Raw genomic sequence first — 15238 nt, 5'->3', positions numbered from 1 at the left:
GTCTGCCGCACCTGCAGGCCCTCGTCGAGGAGAACGAGATCGGCGCGATAGCCGGGCGCGATGCGGCCCAGTTCGTGATCGAGCTTCAGGAATTGAGCGGGGATCAGCGATGCCATTCGCAGCACGTCCGGCAGGGCAAGCCCCAGCCGCTCGACGCTGTTGCGCACCGCGCTCGCCATGTCGAGGTCGGAGCCTGCAAGCGTTCCGTCCTCCGTGGTGAGCCTGCCGTCCCGGCGATAGATCGTGCGGCCGTGCAGGTCGAAGCTCGTCAGGTCCGTGCCGGTCACCGACATGGCGTCGGTGACGAGCATCATCCGCTCCGTGCCCTTGGCGGCAATCGCCACGCGCAGAGCCGCATCGCTCACGTGGTGCCCGTCGACGATGAGCCCGCACCAGGTGTCCGGGCTGTCGAGCGCCGCGCCCACGGGGCCCGGATCGCGCCCGGCCATGGGCGGCATCGCGTTGTAGAGATGCGTGAAACCCCGCAGCCCGTGGCGCGCCGCTTCCATGATGGTCGCGTAATCGCCGGCGGTATGCCCGGCGCAGACCAGCACGCCTGAAGCGGCCAAGCGGGCAATCGCCTCCATGCCGGTGCGCTCGGGCGCCAGCGTCACGAGCGTGCGGCCCTCGGTGAGTGAGGTCAGGATCGCGATGTCCTCATCCTCGATCGGGCGAATGAAGGCGGGGTTGTGCACGCCCTTGCGTTCGGGGCTGATGAAGGGGCCCTCGAGATGGATGCCGAGAACGCCGGGCACGCGGGCGGCCAGGGCCGCGCGCATGGCCTCCACGGCTTCCGCCATGGTCTCGCGGGTATCGGTGATGAAGGTCGGCAGAAGGCCGGTGGTGCCATAAGTCCTGTGGGCCTCGGCAATCGTCCGGATGCCCTCAACGCTGCGCACGTCGTTGTAGAGCACGCCGCCGCCGCCATTGACCTGCACGTCGATGAAGCCCGGGGCGAGCAGGCCCTCGATCCGGTGGCGCTCGATGCCGGTGCCCAGATCCTGCTCGTGCGGCAGGCCGAGGATGCGGCCGTTCTCGATCACGACGGCGCGGCCGGCGAGCATGTGCGCGCCATCGAACAGGCGGGCTCCCACGAGGGCGATCGGCATCAGACGGTCTCCGTCACCTTGCGCAGGCGCGGCGGGTTGTCGGGATTGCGGCCGCGCGCCAAGGCAATGGCATTCACGAGGGGGTAGAAGCTCTGGATGAGCGCGATGGGCGCCAGATAGGGATGCGCATCCTCGATCCCCGGCAGGGCGACGCTCGCCCGGCCCTCCGCGGCACCGGCGACGATGACGGGAACGCCCTGCTCGTGCAGCTTCGTCACGAGATCATTGACGCCGCTCAGGGTCTCGTCGCGCTGGCTGAGCACCAGGATCGGGAAGTGGTCGCCCGCCAGCGTCCAGGGGCCGTGCATCAGCTCGGCGGCGCTCATCGCCTCCGCGTGGACGCCGGAGGTCTCCTTGAGCTTGAGGGCGGCTTCCTGCGCGACGGCGAAGCCCACGCCGCGCCCGACGACGAACAGGTTGTTCGCGTCCGACAACTCGGGAAGCGCCGCCGACCAATCGGTCGCGGACGCGCGGGCCAGCACATCCGGCAGGGTGTCGAGGGCCGCCAGCAATTCCTGATCCTGCGACCAGTGCGCCACGAGCTGCAATCCTGCCGCGAGCGCCGCGATGAAGGATTTCGTGGCCGCGACGCTCTTCTCGGGGCCTGCATGCAACGGCAGCACGACCTCGCAGGTGGAGGCGAGCGGCGATGTCGTGTCGTTCACGAGCGCCACCGTCAGGGCGCCGTCGTCACGCCCAGCCTGGGCGAGGTTGAGGATGTCCGGGCTGCGGCCCGATTGCGACACGGCGAGGAACAGGGCGTCGCGCATGCGCGGGCGCGCCTCGTAGACGGAGGTCACGGACGGGCCGACGGACGCGGTGACGAGGCCGGAATGAATCTCGAGCAGGTATTTGACGAAGGTCGCCGCGTTGTCGGAGCTGCCGCGCGCGCAGGTCACGGCGAAGGGCGGCGGCGAGGCGCGCAGGCGCTCGCCGAGCTCGCGGCACAGGGGCGCGTTGCTCTCGAGGAGACGCGCGACCACCTGCGGCGCCTCCTGCGCCTCGCGCAGCATCCTTGTTTCCATGTTCAGTCGCTCCGACATATCGCTCCTCAGACACTGGGCCGTCACAGATATACGACGACTACGTATTGGGGGTGGCACCAGCGGCCGGACCCAGGCCCATCTCAAGACTTTCGAAGGCCATCTGCCTCTTCAGACGATCTGCTGCGCCTAAGAGACCGGCATCGGCACCGAGGAGAGCCGATGCCAAGGAAGGCCGGAGAGCAGGTGGGAAGCGGGACAGAGCGGCCTCAAGACGGAGCAGGAAACCTGCCGCGAGGCCTACGCCGCCACCAATCACCATGACCTGCGGATCAAGGAGGGCCTGTAAACCCGGAAGAGTCATGGCGAGATGATCCACAGCCTCGGCAACGATATCTTCCGCCCAGCTCTCTCCCGCAGCCATGGCGGCGAAAACCTGCTTGGCATCCGCATCATGGCCGGCAGCGCGGGCTTCAGCCGCAATGGCGAAGCCAGACGCCAAATCCTCCAGACGGTGATAGTGCTGTCCCGGAACTGGCACCGGGATCTGGCCGACGTGCCCGGCGAGCCCCCCGGATCCGCTCAAAAGCTCGCCGCCGATGACGGACCCACCGCCAATTCCACTCGATACTGTCAGGAAGATAAGATCACGCCCTCGGCCCGCACCAAAGCGATACTCGCCCCAAGCTGCGGCCTGGGCATCATTCAGAGCCAGAACGGGACTGCCGAAGAGTTCGCCCAAGCGCGAGACAAGCGGGAAGTCTGCCGGTACGGGCAAGGTCGCCGGATTGACGGCTGTCCAGATTCCGTCCCTGATCAGACCCGTCACGGCGGCCGCGACACCACCATATTGTCCACGCCAATCCCGTGCGACATCTGCGGCTGCTTGCAGCCATGCCTCCGCGCCATCGGCGGGCCGTGTCGGAACCTGCCGCCGCTCAAGGATGCGGTTTTCCACGACCAACGCCACGGCCGTTTTGCTGCCGCCGATATCGATTGCGAGAACCGGCCTCGTCGGCGCTGCTTCGCCTGTGATCGCGTCAACGAACCATTGCGTGATATGCTCCGGGCGGGTAATGGCTGACCCGACAACCACCGCTGTGGCTCCTGCGCGTATGGCCGCGGCGGCGAGACGGGGTTCGTTGTAGCGGCCTTCGGCGAGGACTGGCTTGCCGAGCCCACAGGCCTTCCACACCAACCTGATATCAGGCATTCGCGGCGGTGGACCCACGTCGGTGTAGCCGGACATGGTGGTGCCTATCAGGTCTGCACCGAGCGCGCTTGCGTTTCTCGCTTCAGCGATCGTCGCGATGTCGGCCATCGCAACGCAGCCCCGAGCATGGATCGTCTCGATCAGCGTCGGGACCGCTACGGGTCTTGGTCGGTCGGTGGCATCGAAGGCGACAATCGCCGCGCCTGCTTCGGCAAGGGCGATGACATCCTCAATCCAAGGCGTAATGCGGACCGGCGTTTCCGCGAGGTCGCGTTTGATAAGGCCGATGATCGGAATCGAGCAGGCAGCGGCAACTGCGGCAACGTTGACCGCGCCCTCGATCCGAAGCCCGCGGGCACCCGCATTCTGGGCGGCCAGTGCGAAGCGCACGACGGCTTCGGGATCGTCGAACGGCCCGCCGGGAACAGGCTGGCACGAGACAACCAGTCCGCCTCTCAAGGATTCGGTGAGCGCTGTGGCCGCAGGCTGAGATGTCATGACTGTTCCGGACCTTTGTGGCATGGTCGAGCAGGGCGTTACACCTGCGTAGTAGCAGCGATCGAGACCTCGCGTCGGCTGCGGCTGGCCTCATGAGCCGCCTCAATGCAAGCAACCACATGGCGTCCGTAGGAACCAGCAACCGGGGAGGGCGTATCGTTGATGATGCTGGCGGCGAGGGCCCGCCACTCACGCGCCACGGCTGCGCCCATCCAGTTTGGCTCGATGGAGCCCAGAACGGGTGTCCAGACGCCACCTTTGCCCGTGGAGACGCCGTGATCGAAGTCGATCCGGATCGTCCCCTTCTCACAGACGAGATCCATGGCGAACGTGACCGCTCCGTCGCGATAGCCGACGCTGGCGACTTGGCCGATCCGGCCGTCAGCAAAGCGCAGGCCGATCAGGGCCGCGTCATCGGCCTCCTGTTCGTGGAAGTAGGTGCCGGCCATCGCCGTGACCCCGGCCACCGGCTGACCCATGAGCCAGATCAGCCGATCGAGTGCGTGAATGCCCGCTGTCATCAGCATCCCGCCCCCTGAAGCATGGTTGAGATGCCAGGGCCGCCGGTTGCTCTCCATCCAGAGCTTGATCATCCAGCTCGACCCCAAAACCGGAGCACCGAGCACGTCTGAGTCGATAATCTCCTTGGCCCTGAGACAGGGCAGGGCGAAGTGCATCAGGTGCCCGATCATAAGCTTGACCCGGGTTGCCTCTGCAGCCGCGAGCATAGCGTCGCAAGCCGCCAGGCTGGGCGCCATCGGTTTCTCAAGCAGGATATGCTTGCCGGCCCGGGCGGCCGCGATGGTGATTTCTTCGTGGAGGTGGTGCGGCGTGGCGATGAGAACGGCATCGACCATCGGATCGCCCAATAAAGCGCGCCAGTCGCCGTAACTCTTGCCCCCATGCTCAGCCGCGAAGGCAGCCGCTGCGTCTGCATTCTCCCGGCAGGATGCGACGAGCCTGACGTCGTCAACGTCGGTCATGGCTCGAGCATGAACCGCTCCGAAGTGGCCGGCCCCAATAATTCCTACGCCGATCATGCCTTTGCCTTCTCATATGCGGCATCGATGACCTTCATCGCTGCCAGGTAATCTTCGAGGCCGATAGTCGGGCGCTCACCCGAGCGAAGCCGGTCGAACGTGTCGGCCATGAACAAGCGGTAGCGCGTGCTTGGATGTTCGGGGGCGAGCACGCGGACGTCCCCGTCATCCAGGGTCGCGCATTGTGCCGTCTCGCCTCGGTCAATGATGTAAGCATTGCCCGTGGCGATCCGCCACTCGAAGTCTCCGCCTGGAGCCATGGAGGCGAAGGTGTAGCCTGCCTCGACCGTGAAGAGCGTTCCGGCATCGTCACACAGGACGACATGGGCGTGGTCTTCGACCGGCTGGTCATGGATGCGATTGGCGACCGAGGCCGCAACGATGCGTAAGGCTCCCTGCGCAAGTGAGAGGGCAGCATCGATGCCGTGAATGCCGAGATTGCGCAGCGCTCCGCCGCCTCCGATCGTCGGGTCGAGCATCCACTCGACCCCATCCTCGCGGTAACGCTGAGGAGGGCCGTTGACGATCCGGAAATGGCAGTGGGCAATCTTGCCGAGACGCCCTTCCGCCTCAAGCGCTACCATTGCGCCGAAAGCGGGGCCGAAGCGATTGGGAAGAGGCACAGCAACGAAAATGTCTCGTTCCTGGGCAGCCTTCAGGATCTCCATCAAGCCGCCAGTCGTGGGGGCGGCGGGCTTTTCGAGAACTATCGGAATGCCGGCGGACATCGCCTTCAAGACAAGGTCTGGAACGTCCTCGGGCGAACCCATGACGACGGCCAAGTTGGGCGTCGTCGAGAATGCCTCTTCAATATGAGCACAGGCGGGGACATCGTGGGACCGGGCAAAAACGGCTGCGCTTCTCGGGTCGTAATCCCAAACGGCTGAGATCTCACCGCCTGAGGCCCTCACCGCATCCAAATGCATCCCTGCGTGCCAATGGCTCACACCCAAGAGACAAACGTGCATGTCTTAACCAATCCGGCTGCCCACTTGCTGGATATCCTACAAGCTGATATGTAGCAAGCCAGATAATGAATTTTGCCCGGATCGGTCTGCGGCTTCGAAGAGGAGTGAAGAATGTCCGGCTTGAAAGGCATAAAGCCCCTGACCAAGCCCCCCTCGCTGCATGTGACGGTGCAAGAGAGCTTGCGCGGCTATATCGAGGACAACCAGCTCAAAGCCGGGGATGCCTTGCCGCCCGAATCTTTCCTCGCTCAGCAGCTCGGCGTCAGCCGCAACTCTGTTCGAGAAGCGATCAAGGCGCTCGAGTCGGTAGGGATTCTGGAGACCCGCCGCGGCATTGGCGTCTTCGTGAAGGAATTTTCGTTCCAGCCGCTTCTGGACAATCTCGCCTATGGGCTTGGTGACGCCTTGCGGGATGTCGAAGAGCTTCGCGAGCTGCGTCGCGTTCTCGAGACCGGGCTCATTCACAAGACCGTAGAGATGATCAGCGAGGAAGATCTCGCTGCTTTGCGTCAAGTCACGGAGCGTATGCGGCAGCGAGCCGAGCGCGCCGAGAGCTTCGCTGAGGAAGACGAGCAATTCCACCGGCTGCTGTTCCGCTGCCAGAACAACCGAATGCTCACCGGCCTGATCGAGGTCTTCTGGAGAGCCTTCTACAAGGCATCCAACTTCGCCAATCTGGCCAATTCCGACCCGCTCTCCACGTGGCGCGACCACCATGAGATCGTTGAGGCGGTTGCGGCGCGCGATGTCGAACGAGCCCGAGAGAGGCTCGACAAGCACTACGAGGGCATTCTCGAAGTGATCGCCAACAACAGAAAGTCGACCGAAGGTTAGAGGGAGGAAATGATGCAACTGAGAGCTTTGACACGAACCATCTCCATCGCGGCGTTTCTCGGAGCAACGGCTCTGACGACTGCGGTGGCGGCCCAGGAGCAGAAGACCATCACCGGCGGCTTTGACGTCGGTCCAGGCGGCTTCCAAGGCAACTTCAACCCGCTGGCGGCGACGGGCGGATTCACCTGGCTCAACGTCTACTTCGAGCCTTTGGTCAACTATAATGCTGATCTGACAGCAATCGAGGGTGCTCTCGCCACTGAATATTCGGTCAACGCTGACAAAACCGAGTACACCTTCAAACTCGCCAAGGAGACTTGGCACGACGGCAAGCCTTTCACGTCCAAGGATGTGAAGTTCACGGTCGATCTTGCCAAGAACGGCGAAACCGGAACGGTCTTCGCCGCCCGCCTCAATGCAATCTCCTCGGTTGAAACGCCTGATGATCGAACGGCTATCATCAAGCTTTCCCGTCCGGATGCGGGCCTCATGGCGACGTTGACGAAGCTGATGATCCTACCCGAGCATGCACTTGCCGGCACAACGCCGAAGGAGCTGGCGAACAGCACGTGGTGGGCGACCAAGCCGGTTGGAACCGGGCCGTTCAAATTCAAGCAATACGTGACCGACCAGTACGTCGAGCTGGTAGCCGACGACGATTACCGCCTCGGTCGCCCGAAGGTGGACCGCGTGATCAACCGCTACTTCAAGAACACGGCCGCAGCCGTGGCGGCCCTACGCGCGGGCGAAATCCAGTTCACCTATGTTGAACCCGACGACGTTCCGGCATTCAAGGACAACAAGGGGTTCAGCGTCATCGAGGGGCAATCGTTCGTCGCCAATTATCTCGGCTTCAACCAGCAGGTTCCGCTCTGGAAGGACGTACGCGTACGCCAAGCCGTGATGCACGCCATCGATCGGCAGGCGATCATCGACAGCCTTTACGGCGGAGCCGCGACCATTGCTAACTGCGGCTATGTCGCGAAACAGCTCGTCCCTGAGGGGTTGAACCCGTACGCTTACGATCCCGCGAAGGCCAAGGCCCTGTTGGCCGAAGCCGGTTGGGATAAGATCAATGGCAGCAAGCCGATCACTTGGCTGACCTACTACAACACGCCTCAGGCCGCCAACGTCATGGCCGCCGTGCAGGCCATGCTCGCGCAGGTCGGCATCAACGTGGTGCCCCGCGTGGTGGACACGCCCACCTATAACGGCATCATCTATGCCGCCAATCCCGATTTCGGTCAGTTCCCACTGGTCTACGCCGGCCTGCAGAACGGTCCTGATCCGTCGGGCCTCAACATCGGCTTGAACGCAGCGCAGAAGCCACCTGCAGGGGCGAATTTCCTGCGCATCGAGATGCCGGACCTGACCAAGGCCCTGGATGCTGCGCTTGCCGAGACCAACCCGCAGCAGCTCAATGCACGCTATCAGGATGTGTGCAAGGCGATGAACGCAAATCTGCCCTGGGCCACCATGTGGGTTGCCAATCGTTACGGAGTCGCCTCGACGAAGCTCAAAGACTTCGTCTGGGTGCCGGCTCCAGCTGGCGGACCCTACAACGCACACCCGGAGAAATGGTCGATCGAGAGGTAAGCACACCCGTCGGCCCCTCGGGAAGGGCGACCGGCTCCGGCTTGGCCGCCTTCCCGAAACCACAAGGGCATAGTCATGCTGCCATACATCCTGAAGCGCCTCACCACCGGCATGTTGATGCTCGTCGCCCTGAGCATGCTCGTCTTCGCCCTACTGCGCTTAGCGCCGGGTGACCCGATCGACGCCTACGTGAATCCCAATGTCGCCATGTCCCAAGCGGAAATGGATGCTCTAAGGACACGTCTCGGGCTGGATCAGCCTTTGCCCGTTCAGTATCTCGCATGGCTGCAGGCTGCGGCCACCGGTGATCTCGGCTACTCGATCCAGCGCAATGGTGTGAGGGTTTTGCCCCTTGTCCTCGAACGTATAGGCCCTACCATCCTGCTCATGGCAGCCGGGCTCGCCATCGCCATCGTAGTCGGCATTGCAGCAGGAATCGTGAGTGCCGTCAGACGCAATTCTGCCACTGACGTTGGCTTCTCCGTCATCGCCTTCTTCGGCATCTCAAGCCCGGCCTTTCTGACGGCGATCCTCGGACTTTACCTGTTCTCGGTAGTTCTGCATTGGGCCCCCTCCGGCGGAATGCTCACGCCTGGCGCCCCGTTCTCGGTCGGCGATCTTCTGGCCCACCTCATTCTGCCGGCGTGCCTCCTGTCGATCGGCCATGCTGCGCTGATCATGCGCTACATGCGCGGATCGCTCCTTGAGGTTCTGAACCAGGATTATGTCCGTACCGCCCGTGCGAAGGGCGTCAAGGAGTTCTGGGTGATTATGAAACACGCTGTCCGCAATGCGCTCCTGCCCGTCGTCACCCTCATCGGGTCGACCATCGGCATTGCCGTAGGCGGCGCGATCTTCATCGAGAGCGTCTTCAACTGGCCAGGCATGGGCCTACTGATGATCAATGCCGTCGATACCCGCGACTACCCGGTCATCATGGGTGCCACGCTCATCATTGGAGCCTGCGTCATCGTGGTCAATCTCCTGACCGACATCGCTTACGCTGCGGTTGATCCTCGCGTCCAGGTGGCCTGACGATGAGCGCAGCAGTTGCCATATCAGGATCGAGCAAAGGGCCGACAGCCCGGGCGCTCGGCCGGTTCGTCACCAATCGCGCAGCTCTCCTGGGGCTTGCGATCCTTGTCGTCATTCTCGCATCAATCCTGACGTATCCGCTCTGGTGGACCTACACGCCGAACCAGATCGACCTGCGGGCCCTCAACAAGGGCCCAAGCACCAGCCATTGGTTCGGAACCGATGGGGTCGGACGGGACGTCTTCGCGCGTCTGATGCAGGGCGGCCGTATCTCACTCCTCGTCGCCGTCACATCGGTCGGCGTTTCGCTGGTGATCGGCTTTCTTGTGGGCGCCGTTTCCGCATTCAGCGGCCGCTTGGCGGATGGCGCCATCATGCGCCTTGTCGACCTTGCTATGACGCTCCCGCCGGTGATTCTGCTGCTTGTGCTCGCTTCAATTGTCGGGACTGGCATCGCGCCCACCATAGCCGTGATTTCCCTGCTGTCCTGGCCCGTGCTGTCGCGCATGGTCCGCGCTCGCCTTCTCGAGCTGCGGGAGCGTGACTTCGTTGTCGCCGCACGTGGCATGGGAGCCGGGTTGGGGCACCTGCTGTTCCGCCACGGCCTCCCGAACTGCATCGACATCCTCGTGGTCTATGCAACTCTGCAGATCGCCAATGCAATCCTGCTTGAGGCTGGCCTCTCCTTCCTCGGGCTCGGGATTGCTCCCCCGGAGGCCAGCTGGGGCAACATGCTGAACGCAGCGCGCTCGACCAGCGTGCTCGAGCAGTATGTCTGGCAGTGGATGTTCCCGGGCGCAGCGCTCGTCATCACAGTGCTGGCGATCAACTTCGTAGGCGACGGCCTGCGAGACGCCTTCGATCCCCGCTCAGATCTTTAATACCCGACCAACAAAGGCTCATCATGACTACTTTCCGCGGCGTCGTTCCTCCCGTTGTCACTCCTCTGACCGAGAACTTTGAGGTCGATTTTCCATCCTATACTAAGGTTCTGGAACATCTCATTGCAGGCGGCGTGCATGGCCTCTTTGTGCTTGGTTCGACAAGTGAGGTGATCTTCCACGATGAGGCAATCCGGCGTCAGATCCTCGAACACACGGTGAAAGTTGTGAACGGACGCCTTCCGGTTTTGGCGGGAGTCATTGATCCGACAACCGACCGGGTCATCGGCCACGTCAGAGCGGCGCAGTCGATCGGGGTCGACGCTGTGGTGGTGACGGCTCCCTTCTATACCCGCACAAGCCAGCCGGAAATCATCGACCATTTCCGTTATGTGCGCGAAGCGATCGATCTACCCGTGATCGCCTACGACATCCCCGTCTGCGTACAAACGAAGCTTGAACGCAAGACGACTGTGACCCTGGCCCGCGAGGGCACCATCGCCGGACTGAAAGACTCCAGCGGCGACGACGGCAATTTCCGGTTCTGCCTGCTTGATCTCATGGACAGGCCAAATGTCTTTCTCATGACCGGGTCCGAGATCGTCGTCGACAACGCCCTCCAAATGGGAGCCCATGGCGTGGTTCCAGGCCTCGCCAACGTCGACCCGCATGGCTACGTACGGTTATGGGACCATGCCCAAGCCGGAGACTGGGATGCTGCTCGCAAGGAGCAGGAGCGCCTATGCCGCCTCTTCGAAATGGTCTGGGTCTCGCTTCCCCGCACCAGTGCAGGTTCGGCCGGAGTCGGCGCCTTCAAGACGGCGATGCACGCCCTCGGCGTCATCGCCACCAACACGATGGCCCGGCCTCAGCGCTCCCTCAATGCCGAGGAGGCCGCGAAGGTGGAAAAAATCGTCCGTGCCGCCGGACTTGCGAGCTGACGCCATGCATGTCGCTCCGATCCTGGATATCTCCGGTCTGAAGACGGTGTTTCGCATCGGCGGCCGTCCTGTTGCCGCCGTACAGGATCTGAATCTGACGATTGCGCCAGGCGAAACCCTGGCGCTCGTCGGCGAGTCTGGATCAGGCAAGTCCGTCACCAGCCTGTCGGTCATGGGGCTTCTCCCCAGAGGCGTGGGGCAGGTGGCCGAGGGCACAATCCTATTTCGTGGCAAGACAGGGCTGACGCAGGACCTCACAAAACTCGATGCCGAGGGTATGCGGCGGATCCGAGGCAATGACATCGCCATGATTTTTCAGGAGCCGATGACGAGCCTCAACCCGGTCTATACAATTGGCGAGCAGATCGCCGAGCCCATGCGAATCCACCTCGGGCGCAGTCGCAAGGATGCGGCAGCTGCTGTGATCAAACTCCTGGCCGATGTCGGCATCCCCGATCCCGAGCGGCGTGCCAGGCAGTATCCGCACGAACTCTCTGGCGGCATGCGCCAGCGCGCCACCATCGCCATGGCGCTCGCCTGCGACCCGGTCCTTCTGATCGCCGACGAGCCGACCACCGCGCTCGACGTGACGATCCAAGCGCAGATCCTCGATCTCCTGCAGAATCTTCAGGCAGAGCGGGGCATGGGGATTTTGTTCGTCACCCATAACCTGGGGGTGGTGGCGGAGATCGCCAATCGGGTGGCTGTGATGTATGCCGGCCGCATTGTCGAGACGGGCACCGTTGCGGAGGTGTTCGCCCATCCACGTCATCCGTACACGATCGGGTTGATGCGCTCGATTCCGAAGCTTGGAGAAGCGACCGCCTTGAAGCTGCAAGGCACACCGTTGCCCACGATTGCAGGCTCCGTTCCGAGCCTCATCCAGCTCCCAAAAGGCTGCTCTTTCGCGTCACGGTGCGCCTATGCGATCGACGCCTGTCGGGCCGAAGTTCCGCCTTTACATGAGACCGGAAACGGCCAGAAGAGCCGCTGCATCCGATGGCAAGAGGTTTAGAGATGAAAGAGCCCCTGCTCTCGGTCAGAGGTCTGACCAAGCATTTCAAGCCAGCGGGCTTTTCCCGCGGAGCCATCGTGCATGCGCTTGAGGATGTCTCGTTTGATGTGCCACGCGGCAAGGTCGTCGGACTTGTCGGAGAGTCAGGCAGCGGCAAGACCACAATCGGGCGATCCGTGCTGCGCCTGATCGAGCCGACATCCGGCGAAGTGCGCTTCAACGGCATCGACATCACGAAGCTCTCAGCAGCCCAAATGCGTCGGCAGCGCAAGAGCATGCAGTACATCTTTCAGGACCCATTCGCGAGCCTGTCGCCCCGTATGACGATCGGGCAGATCCTGATGGAGGGGCTTGAGATCCAGCGTGTGGGGACGCGCCAAGAGCGGATCCAACGCGCAGAGGCTGCTCTCGCTGCGGTCGACCTACCGGCGGACGCCTTCGGACGCTATGCGCATGAATTCTCGGGTGGGCAGCGCCAGCGCATCGGAATCGCACGAGCCTTGGCGCTCGAACCCCAGCTGATCGTAGCCGACGAACCTGTTTCGGCGCTCGACGTCTCGATCCAGGCTCAGATCGTCAATCTGCTGCGGGATCTGCAGATCCGTCTCGGATTGACGATGCTGTTCATCTCACACGACCTGGCGGTCGTCGAATACATCTGTGATACAGTCATCGTGCTATATTTGGGGCGCATCATGGAAATTGCGCCGAGCGAGAACCTCTATGCCGATCCTCGCCACCCCTATACGCGCGCTCTGCTCTCGGCGATCCCGTCTCCGGATCCCACCAGAATCCGCACGCGGCAGATTCTGACAGGGGATATCCCCAGCCCCGCCAATCCGCCTTCCGGATGTGTGTTCCGCACTCGTTGTCCGCACGCAACAGAGCAATGTGCGGCGGTGGTGCCTCCACTCGAAGAAGTCTCCCCTGGTCACTTCAAAGCCTGCATCCGACACGACATCAGCGGATGACAGATTGTTGCGTCAGGTGCAGTGGTTCATGCGTAGAATGAAGACAATCTCGAGCTGCGATCCCGCAGCCGTCCCGAGAGCAAGCAGGATTGTTGCAGGGTAGACCCCCGCAAATTACGAGCTTCTTCGGGAGAAGACAGTTCACCAGCACTTTCACCACAGCGTCTCTGATCACGGGGTTGTCACGTTAACCGGGACATGAGACGAGCGGTGTAGATGATCCGGCATGAGCAAGCCTGTCAGCTACAAGCGCCATCGCTTTCCACCCGAGATCATCGCCCATGCGGTCTGGTTGTACTTTCGGTTCCCTCTGAGCCTACGGCTGGTCGAGGAGATGCTGCTCGAGCGCGGCATCGTCGTCTCCTATGAGACGGTCCGCCGCTGGGCGCTGAAGTTTGGACCAGCCTACGCGCGCCGTCTCCGGCGCAAGACCCCAAGCCGCCGCGACGTGTGGCATCTCGATGAGGTCGTGGTCACGATCTCGGGCCAGAAGCATTGGCTCTGGCGGGCGGTTGATCAGGACGGCTATGTGCTCGATGAGATCGTCCAGAGCCGACGCGACACCAAGGCGGCCAAACGCTTGCTGAAGCGTCTCTTGCGCAAGCAGGGCTGCCCGCCCCGGCGCATGATCACCGATAAGCTCGGTTCTTATGCTGCTGCCCGACGTCAGGTCATGCCAGATGTCGAACACCGCTCGCACAAAGGGCTTCTCTATTCGGCCGGGTTCAGTCAAGCGCTTCCGATCTGTTTGGCTCCATGACATCACTGTCCCGCGGGTTCTCGCTTCTCTCCGGAATCAGCGCAACGGCTCTTCCACTATAGGGTCAGACGAATGAAGCGGAACGATCTCAACAGCGTCCTTTGTGCCTGAGGCGCAAGCAACATCCCTTTGTGCGGACTCGCTTCATTCATCGTCCCGCGAGGGACAGCTCTCCGCCTCGGGGCGGAACCTTGTCGTTCTGTCTGGCTCGGACAGTCTTCGTCGGCCAGACGCACCTACATCGCCTGAGCCTCCCGCGTCCACCGGAACTCAGTGCCATCACACCAGATCCGATGCAAAATGGTCGCCAGCCGGCGGGCGAGCGCGATGACCGCCTTTCCCCGCCCGCGTCGCTGGGCCACTTTCATGGCCCAGGCTTTCAGCCAGGACCAGCGGCTGGCTCGGGTCAGGATGATCTGAGCTGCCTCAAACAGCAGCGTTCGCATCATGGCATCGCCGCACAACGAGATCCGGCCGACCCGGTTGCTTTCCCCGGACTGATGCAGGACAGGTGTCAGCCCCAAGGCAGGCCCCACCGCCTTGGAGCGCCGGAAGCGGGCCGGCGTGTCGATCGTGGCCACGAACGCCAGGGACACCACCGGCCCCACTCCCGGAACCGTCATCAGGCGCCGGCATACCTCATCATGGCGGACCAGGGCCAGCAGCTTCCGGTGCAGGGTGGCAAAGTGCTCGCGCAGCTCGCGACGGGCCTGCAGCAGCGGTTGGATGACCTCGATCAAATCGGGCATGCTCTCGATGAGCTCACGGATGCGCGCCTCGAACCGAACCGTTCCGACGGCCCCGACTTTGAGCCCGAAATTGCGCAACAGACCGCGGATGTCGTTCTCGACCGCAAGGGCTTTCTCCTGCAGGAGTTTGCGGGCGGTGAGCAGAGCCCGGCGCTTCTGGCTTGAGAGCGTTTTGACGTGAACCGGTCGGAACAGGTTGACCCGCATCATCTGGGCGATGCCGCGCGCATCATTGCGGTCGCTCTTGTTCACCTGCGCCTTCAGGAAGGCTTTGGCGTGGCGCGTCTCGATGCACACGACAGGAAGTCCGGCTGAGGCGAGCCCCTCGAAGAGCCATTGCGAGAGCGGCCCCGCCTCGAGACCAATCCGCTCGAGGTGCCAGGCGGAGTCTTGCAGAAGCTGCAGCAGGTCATCGGGATGAGAGACGACCTTGATCTCACGGCAGATCTTCCCCGTCTCGTCAACGATGCACACCGACGTCTCTTTGACCGAGACATCCAAACCCGCATAGTGTTTCATGCTGCGCTTCTCCCACTGAGGCCTGAGGCCGCTGCGAACGATCCTCGTTGTACCATTCGCCTGCAGTGCAGCACCTCACCGGGAATCGAGGGCTCCGGCGGCAGGCCGAATACCCCATCTCAACAA

Annotated in this window: 13 protein-coding genes and 1 pseudogene; 8 read left to right on the top strand and 6 right to left on the bottom strand. The window is 62.9% G+C overall.

The features are described 5' to 3' along the window. From nagA to DDF70_RS31345, 5 genes are all read right to left on the bottom strand, one after another. Positions 1-1109: N-acetylglucosamine-6-phosphate deacetylase (gene nagA, locus DDF70_RS31365; RefSeq protein WP_114943906.1), on the bottom strand; the 1109-nt coding region annotated here is incomplete at its 3' end. Next, positions 1109-2152: an SIS domain-containing protein gene (locus tag DDF70_RS31360; RefSeq protein WP_114948566.1), complete on the bottom strand. Its 1044-nt coding sequence runs from the start codon at positions 2150-2152 to the stop codon at positions 1109-1111. The genes DDF70_RS31360 and nagA, both read right to left, overlap by 1 nt. A gap of 40 nt (positions 2153-2192) precedes the next feature. Continuing rightward, positions 2193-3803 carry a putative N-acetylmannosamine-6-phosphate 2-epimerase gene (locus DDF70_RS31355; protein WP_114948565.1) on the bottom strand — a complete coding sequence of 537 codons (1611 nt, stop codon included), beginning with the start codon at positions 3801-3803 and terminating at the stop codon, positions 2193-2195. 38 nt (positions 3804-3841) lie between these two features. Beyond that, complete coding sequence (locus DDF70_RS31350) at positions 3842-4843, bottom strand: Gfo/Idh/MocA family protein (RefSeq protein ID WP_114948564.1); 1002 nt, start codon at positions 4841-4843, stop codon at positions 3842-3844. Continuing rightward, the gene (locus DDF70_RS31345) at positions 4840-5811 is read right to left on the bottom strand and encodes a Gfo/Idh/MocA family protein (protein WP_114948563.1); all 972 of its coding nucleotides are present in this window, start codon (positions 5809-5811) and stop codon (positions 4840-4842) included. Before DDF70_RS31345 ends, DDF70_RS31350 begins: the two co-directional genes overlap by 4 nt. A 111-nt stretch (positions 5812-5922) precedes the next feature. Here DDF70_RS31345 and DDF70_RS31340 point away from each other — a divergent pair, with 111 nt between their 5' ends. The 8 genes and pseudogenes from DDF70_RS31340 to DDF70_RS31305 all read left to right on the top strand — a co-directional run. After that, positions 5923-6645 (top strand): FadR/GntR family transcriptional regulator, encoded by a 723-nt coding sequence (locus DDF70_RS31340; protein ID WP_009492117.1) that lies wholly within the window; start codon positions 5923-5925, stop codon positions 6643-6645. 12 nt (positions 6646-6657) lie between these two features. After that, positions 6658-8241, top strand: a complete 1584-nt coding sequence (locus DDF70_RS31335) for an ABC transporter substrate-binding protein (protein WP_114948562.1) — start codon at positions 6658-6660, stop codon at positions 8239-8241. A gap of 75 nt (positions 8242-8316) precedes the next feature. Continuing rightward, positions 8317-9276, top strand: a complete 960-nt coding sequence (locus tag DDF70_RS31330; RefSeq protein ID WP_114948561.1) for an ABC transporter permease — start codon at positions 8317-8319, stop codon at positions 9274-9276. A gap of 2 nt (positions 9277-9278) precedes the next feature. Then, positions 9279-10157 (top strand): ABC transporter permease, encoded by an 879-nt coding sequence (locus tag DDF70_RS31325; protein WP_114948560.1) that lies wholly within the window; start codon positions 9279-9281, stop codon positions 10155-10157. A gap of 23 nt (positions 10158-10180) precedes the next feature. Further along, positions 10181-11098 (top strand): dihydrodipicolinate synthase family protein, encoded by a 918-nt coding sequence (locus DDF70_RS31320; protein ID WP_114948559.1) that lies wholly within the window; start codon positions 10181-10183, stop codon positions 11096-11098. A gap of 4 nt (positions 11099-11102) precedes the next feature. Then, the gene (locus tag DDF70_RS31315) at positions 11103-12113 is read left to right on the top strand and encodes an ABC transporter ATP-binding protein (protein WP_114948567.1); all 1011 of its coding nucleotides are present in this window, start codon (positions 11103-11105) and stop codon (positions 12111-12113) included. 2 nt (positions 12114-12115) lie between these two features. Further along, entirely contained in the window at positions 12116-13084 is a 969-nt protein-coding gene (locus tag DDF70_RS31310; RefSeq protein ID WP_114948558.1) for an ABC transporter ATP-binding protein, read from the top strand. 226 nt (positions 13085-13310) lie between these two features. Then, positions 13311-13793, top strand: a pseudogene (locus DDF70_RS31305) (IS6 family transposase); the annotation flags it as partial. A gap of 287 nt (positions 13794-14080) precedes the next feature. On the opposite strand, the gene DDF70_RS31300 reads toward DDF70_RS31305, so the two are convergent. Further along, positions 14081-15112, bottom strand: coding sequence for an IS110 family RNA-guided transposase (locus DDF70_RS31300; protein WP_114948375.1), 1032 nt, complete (start codon positions 15110-15112; stop codon positions 14081-14083). Between the last annotated feature and the right edge of the window lie 126 nt (positions 15113-15238).

This window comes from Microvirga calopogonii, assembly GCF_003347665.1.
In the GTDB taxonomy this organism is placed as follows: Bacteria; Pseudomonadota; Alphaproteobacteria; order Rhizobiales; family Beijerinckiaceae; genus Microvirga; species Microvirga calopogonii.
The sequence above is the reverse complement of the archived record's forward strand: the minus strand, read 5'-3'. Positions and strand labels throughout refer to the sequence as shown.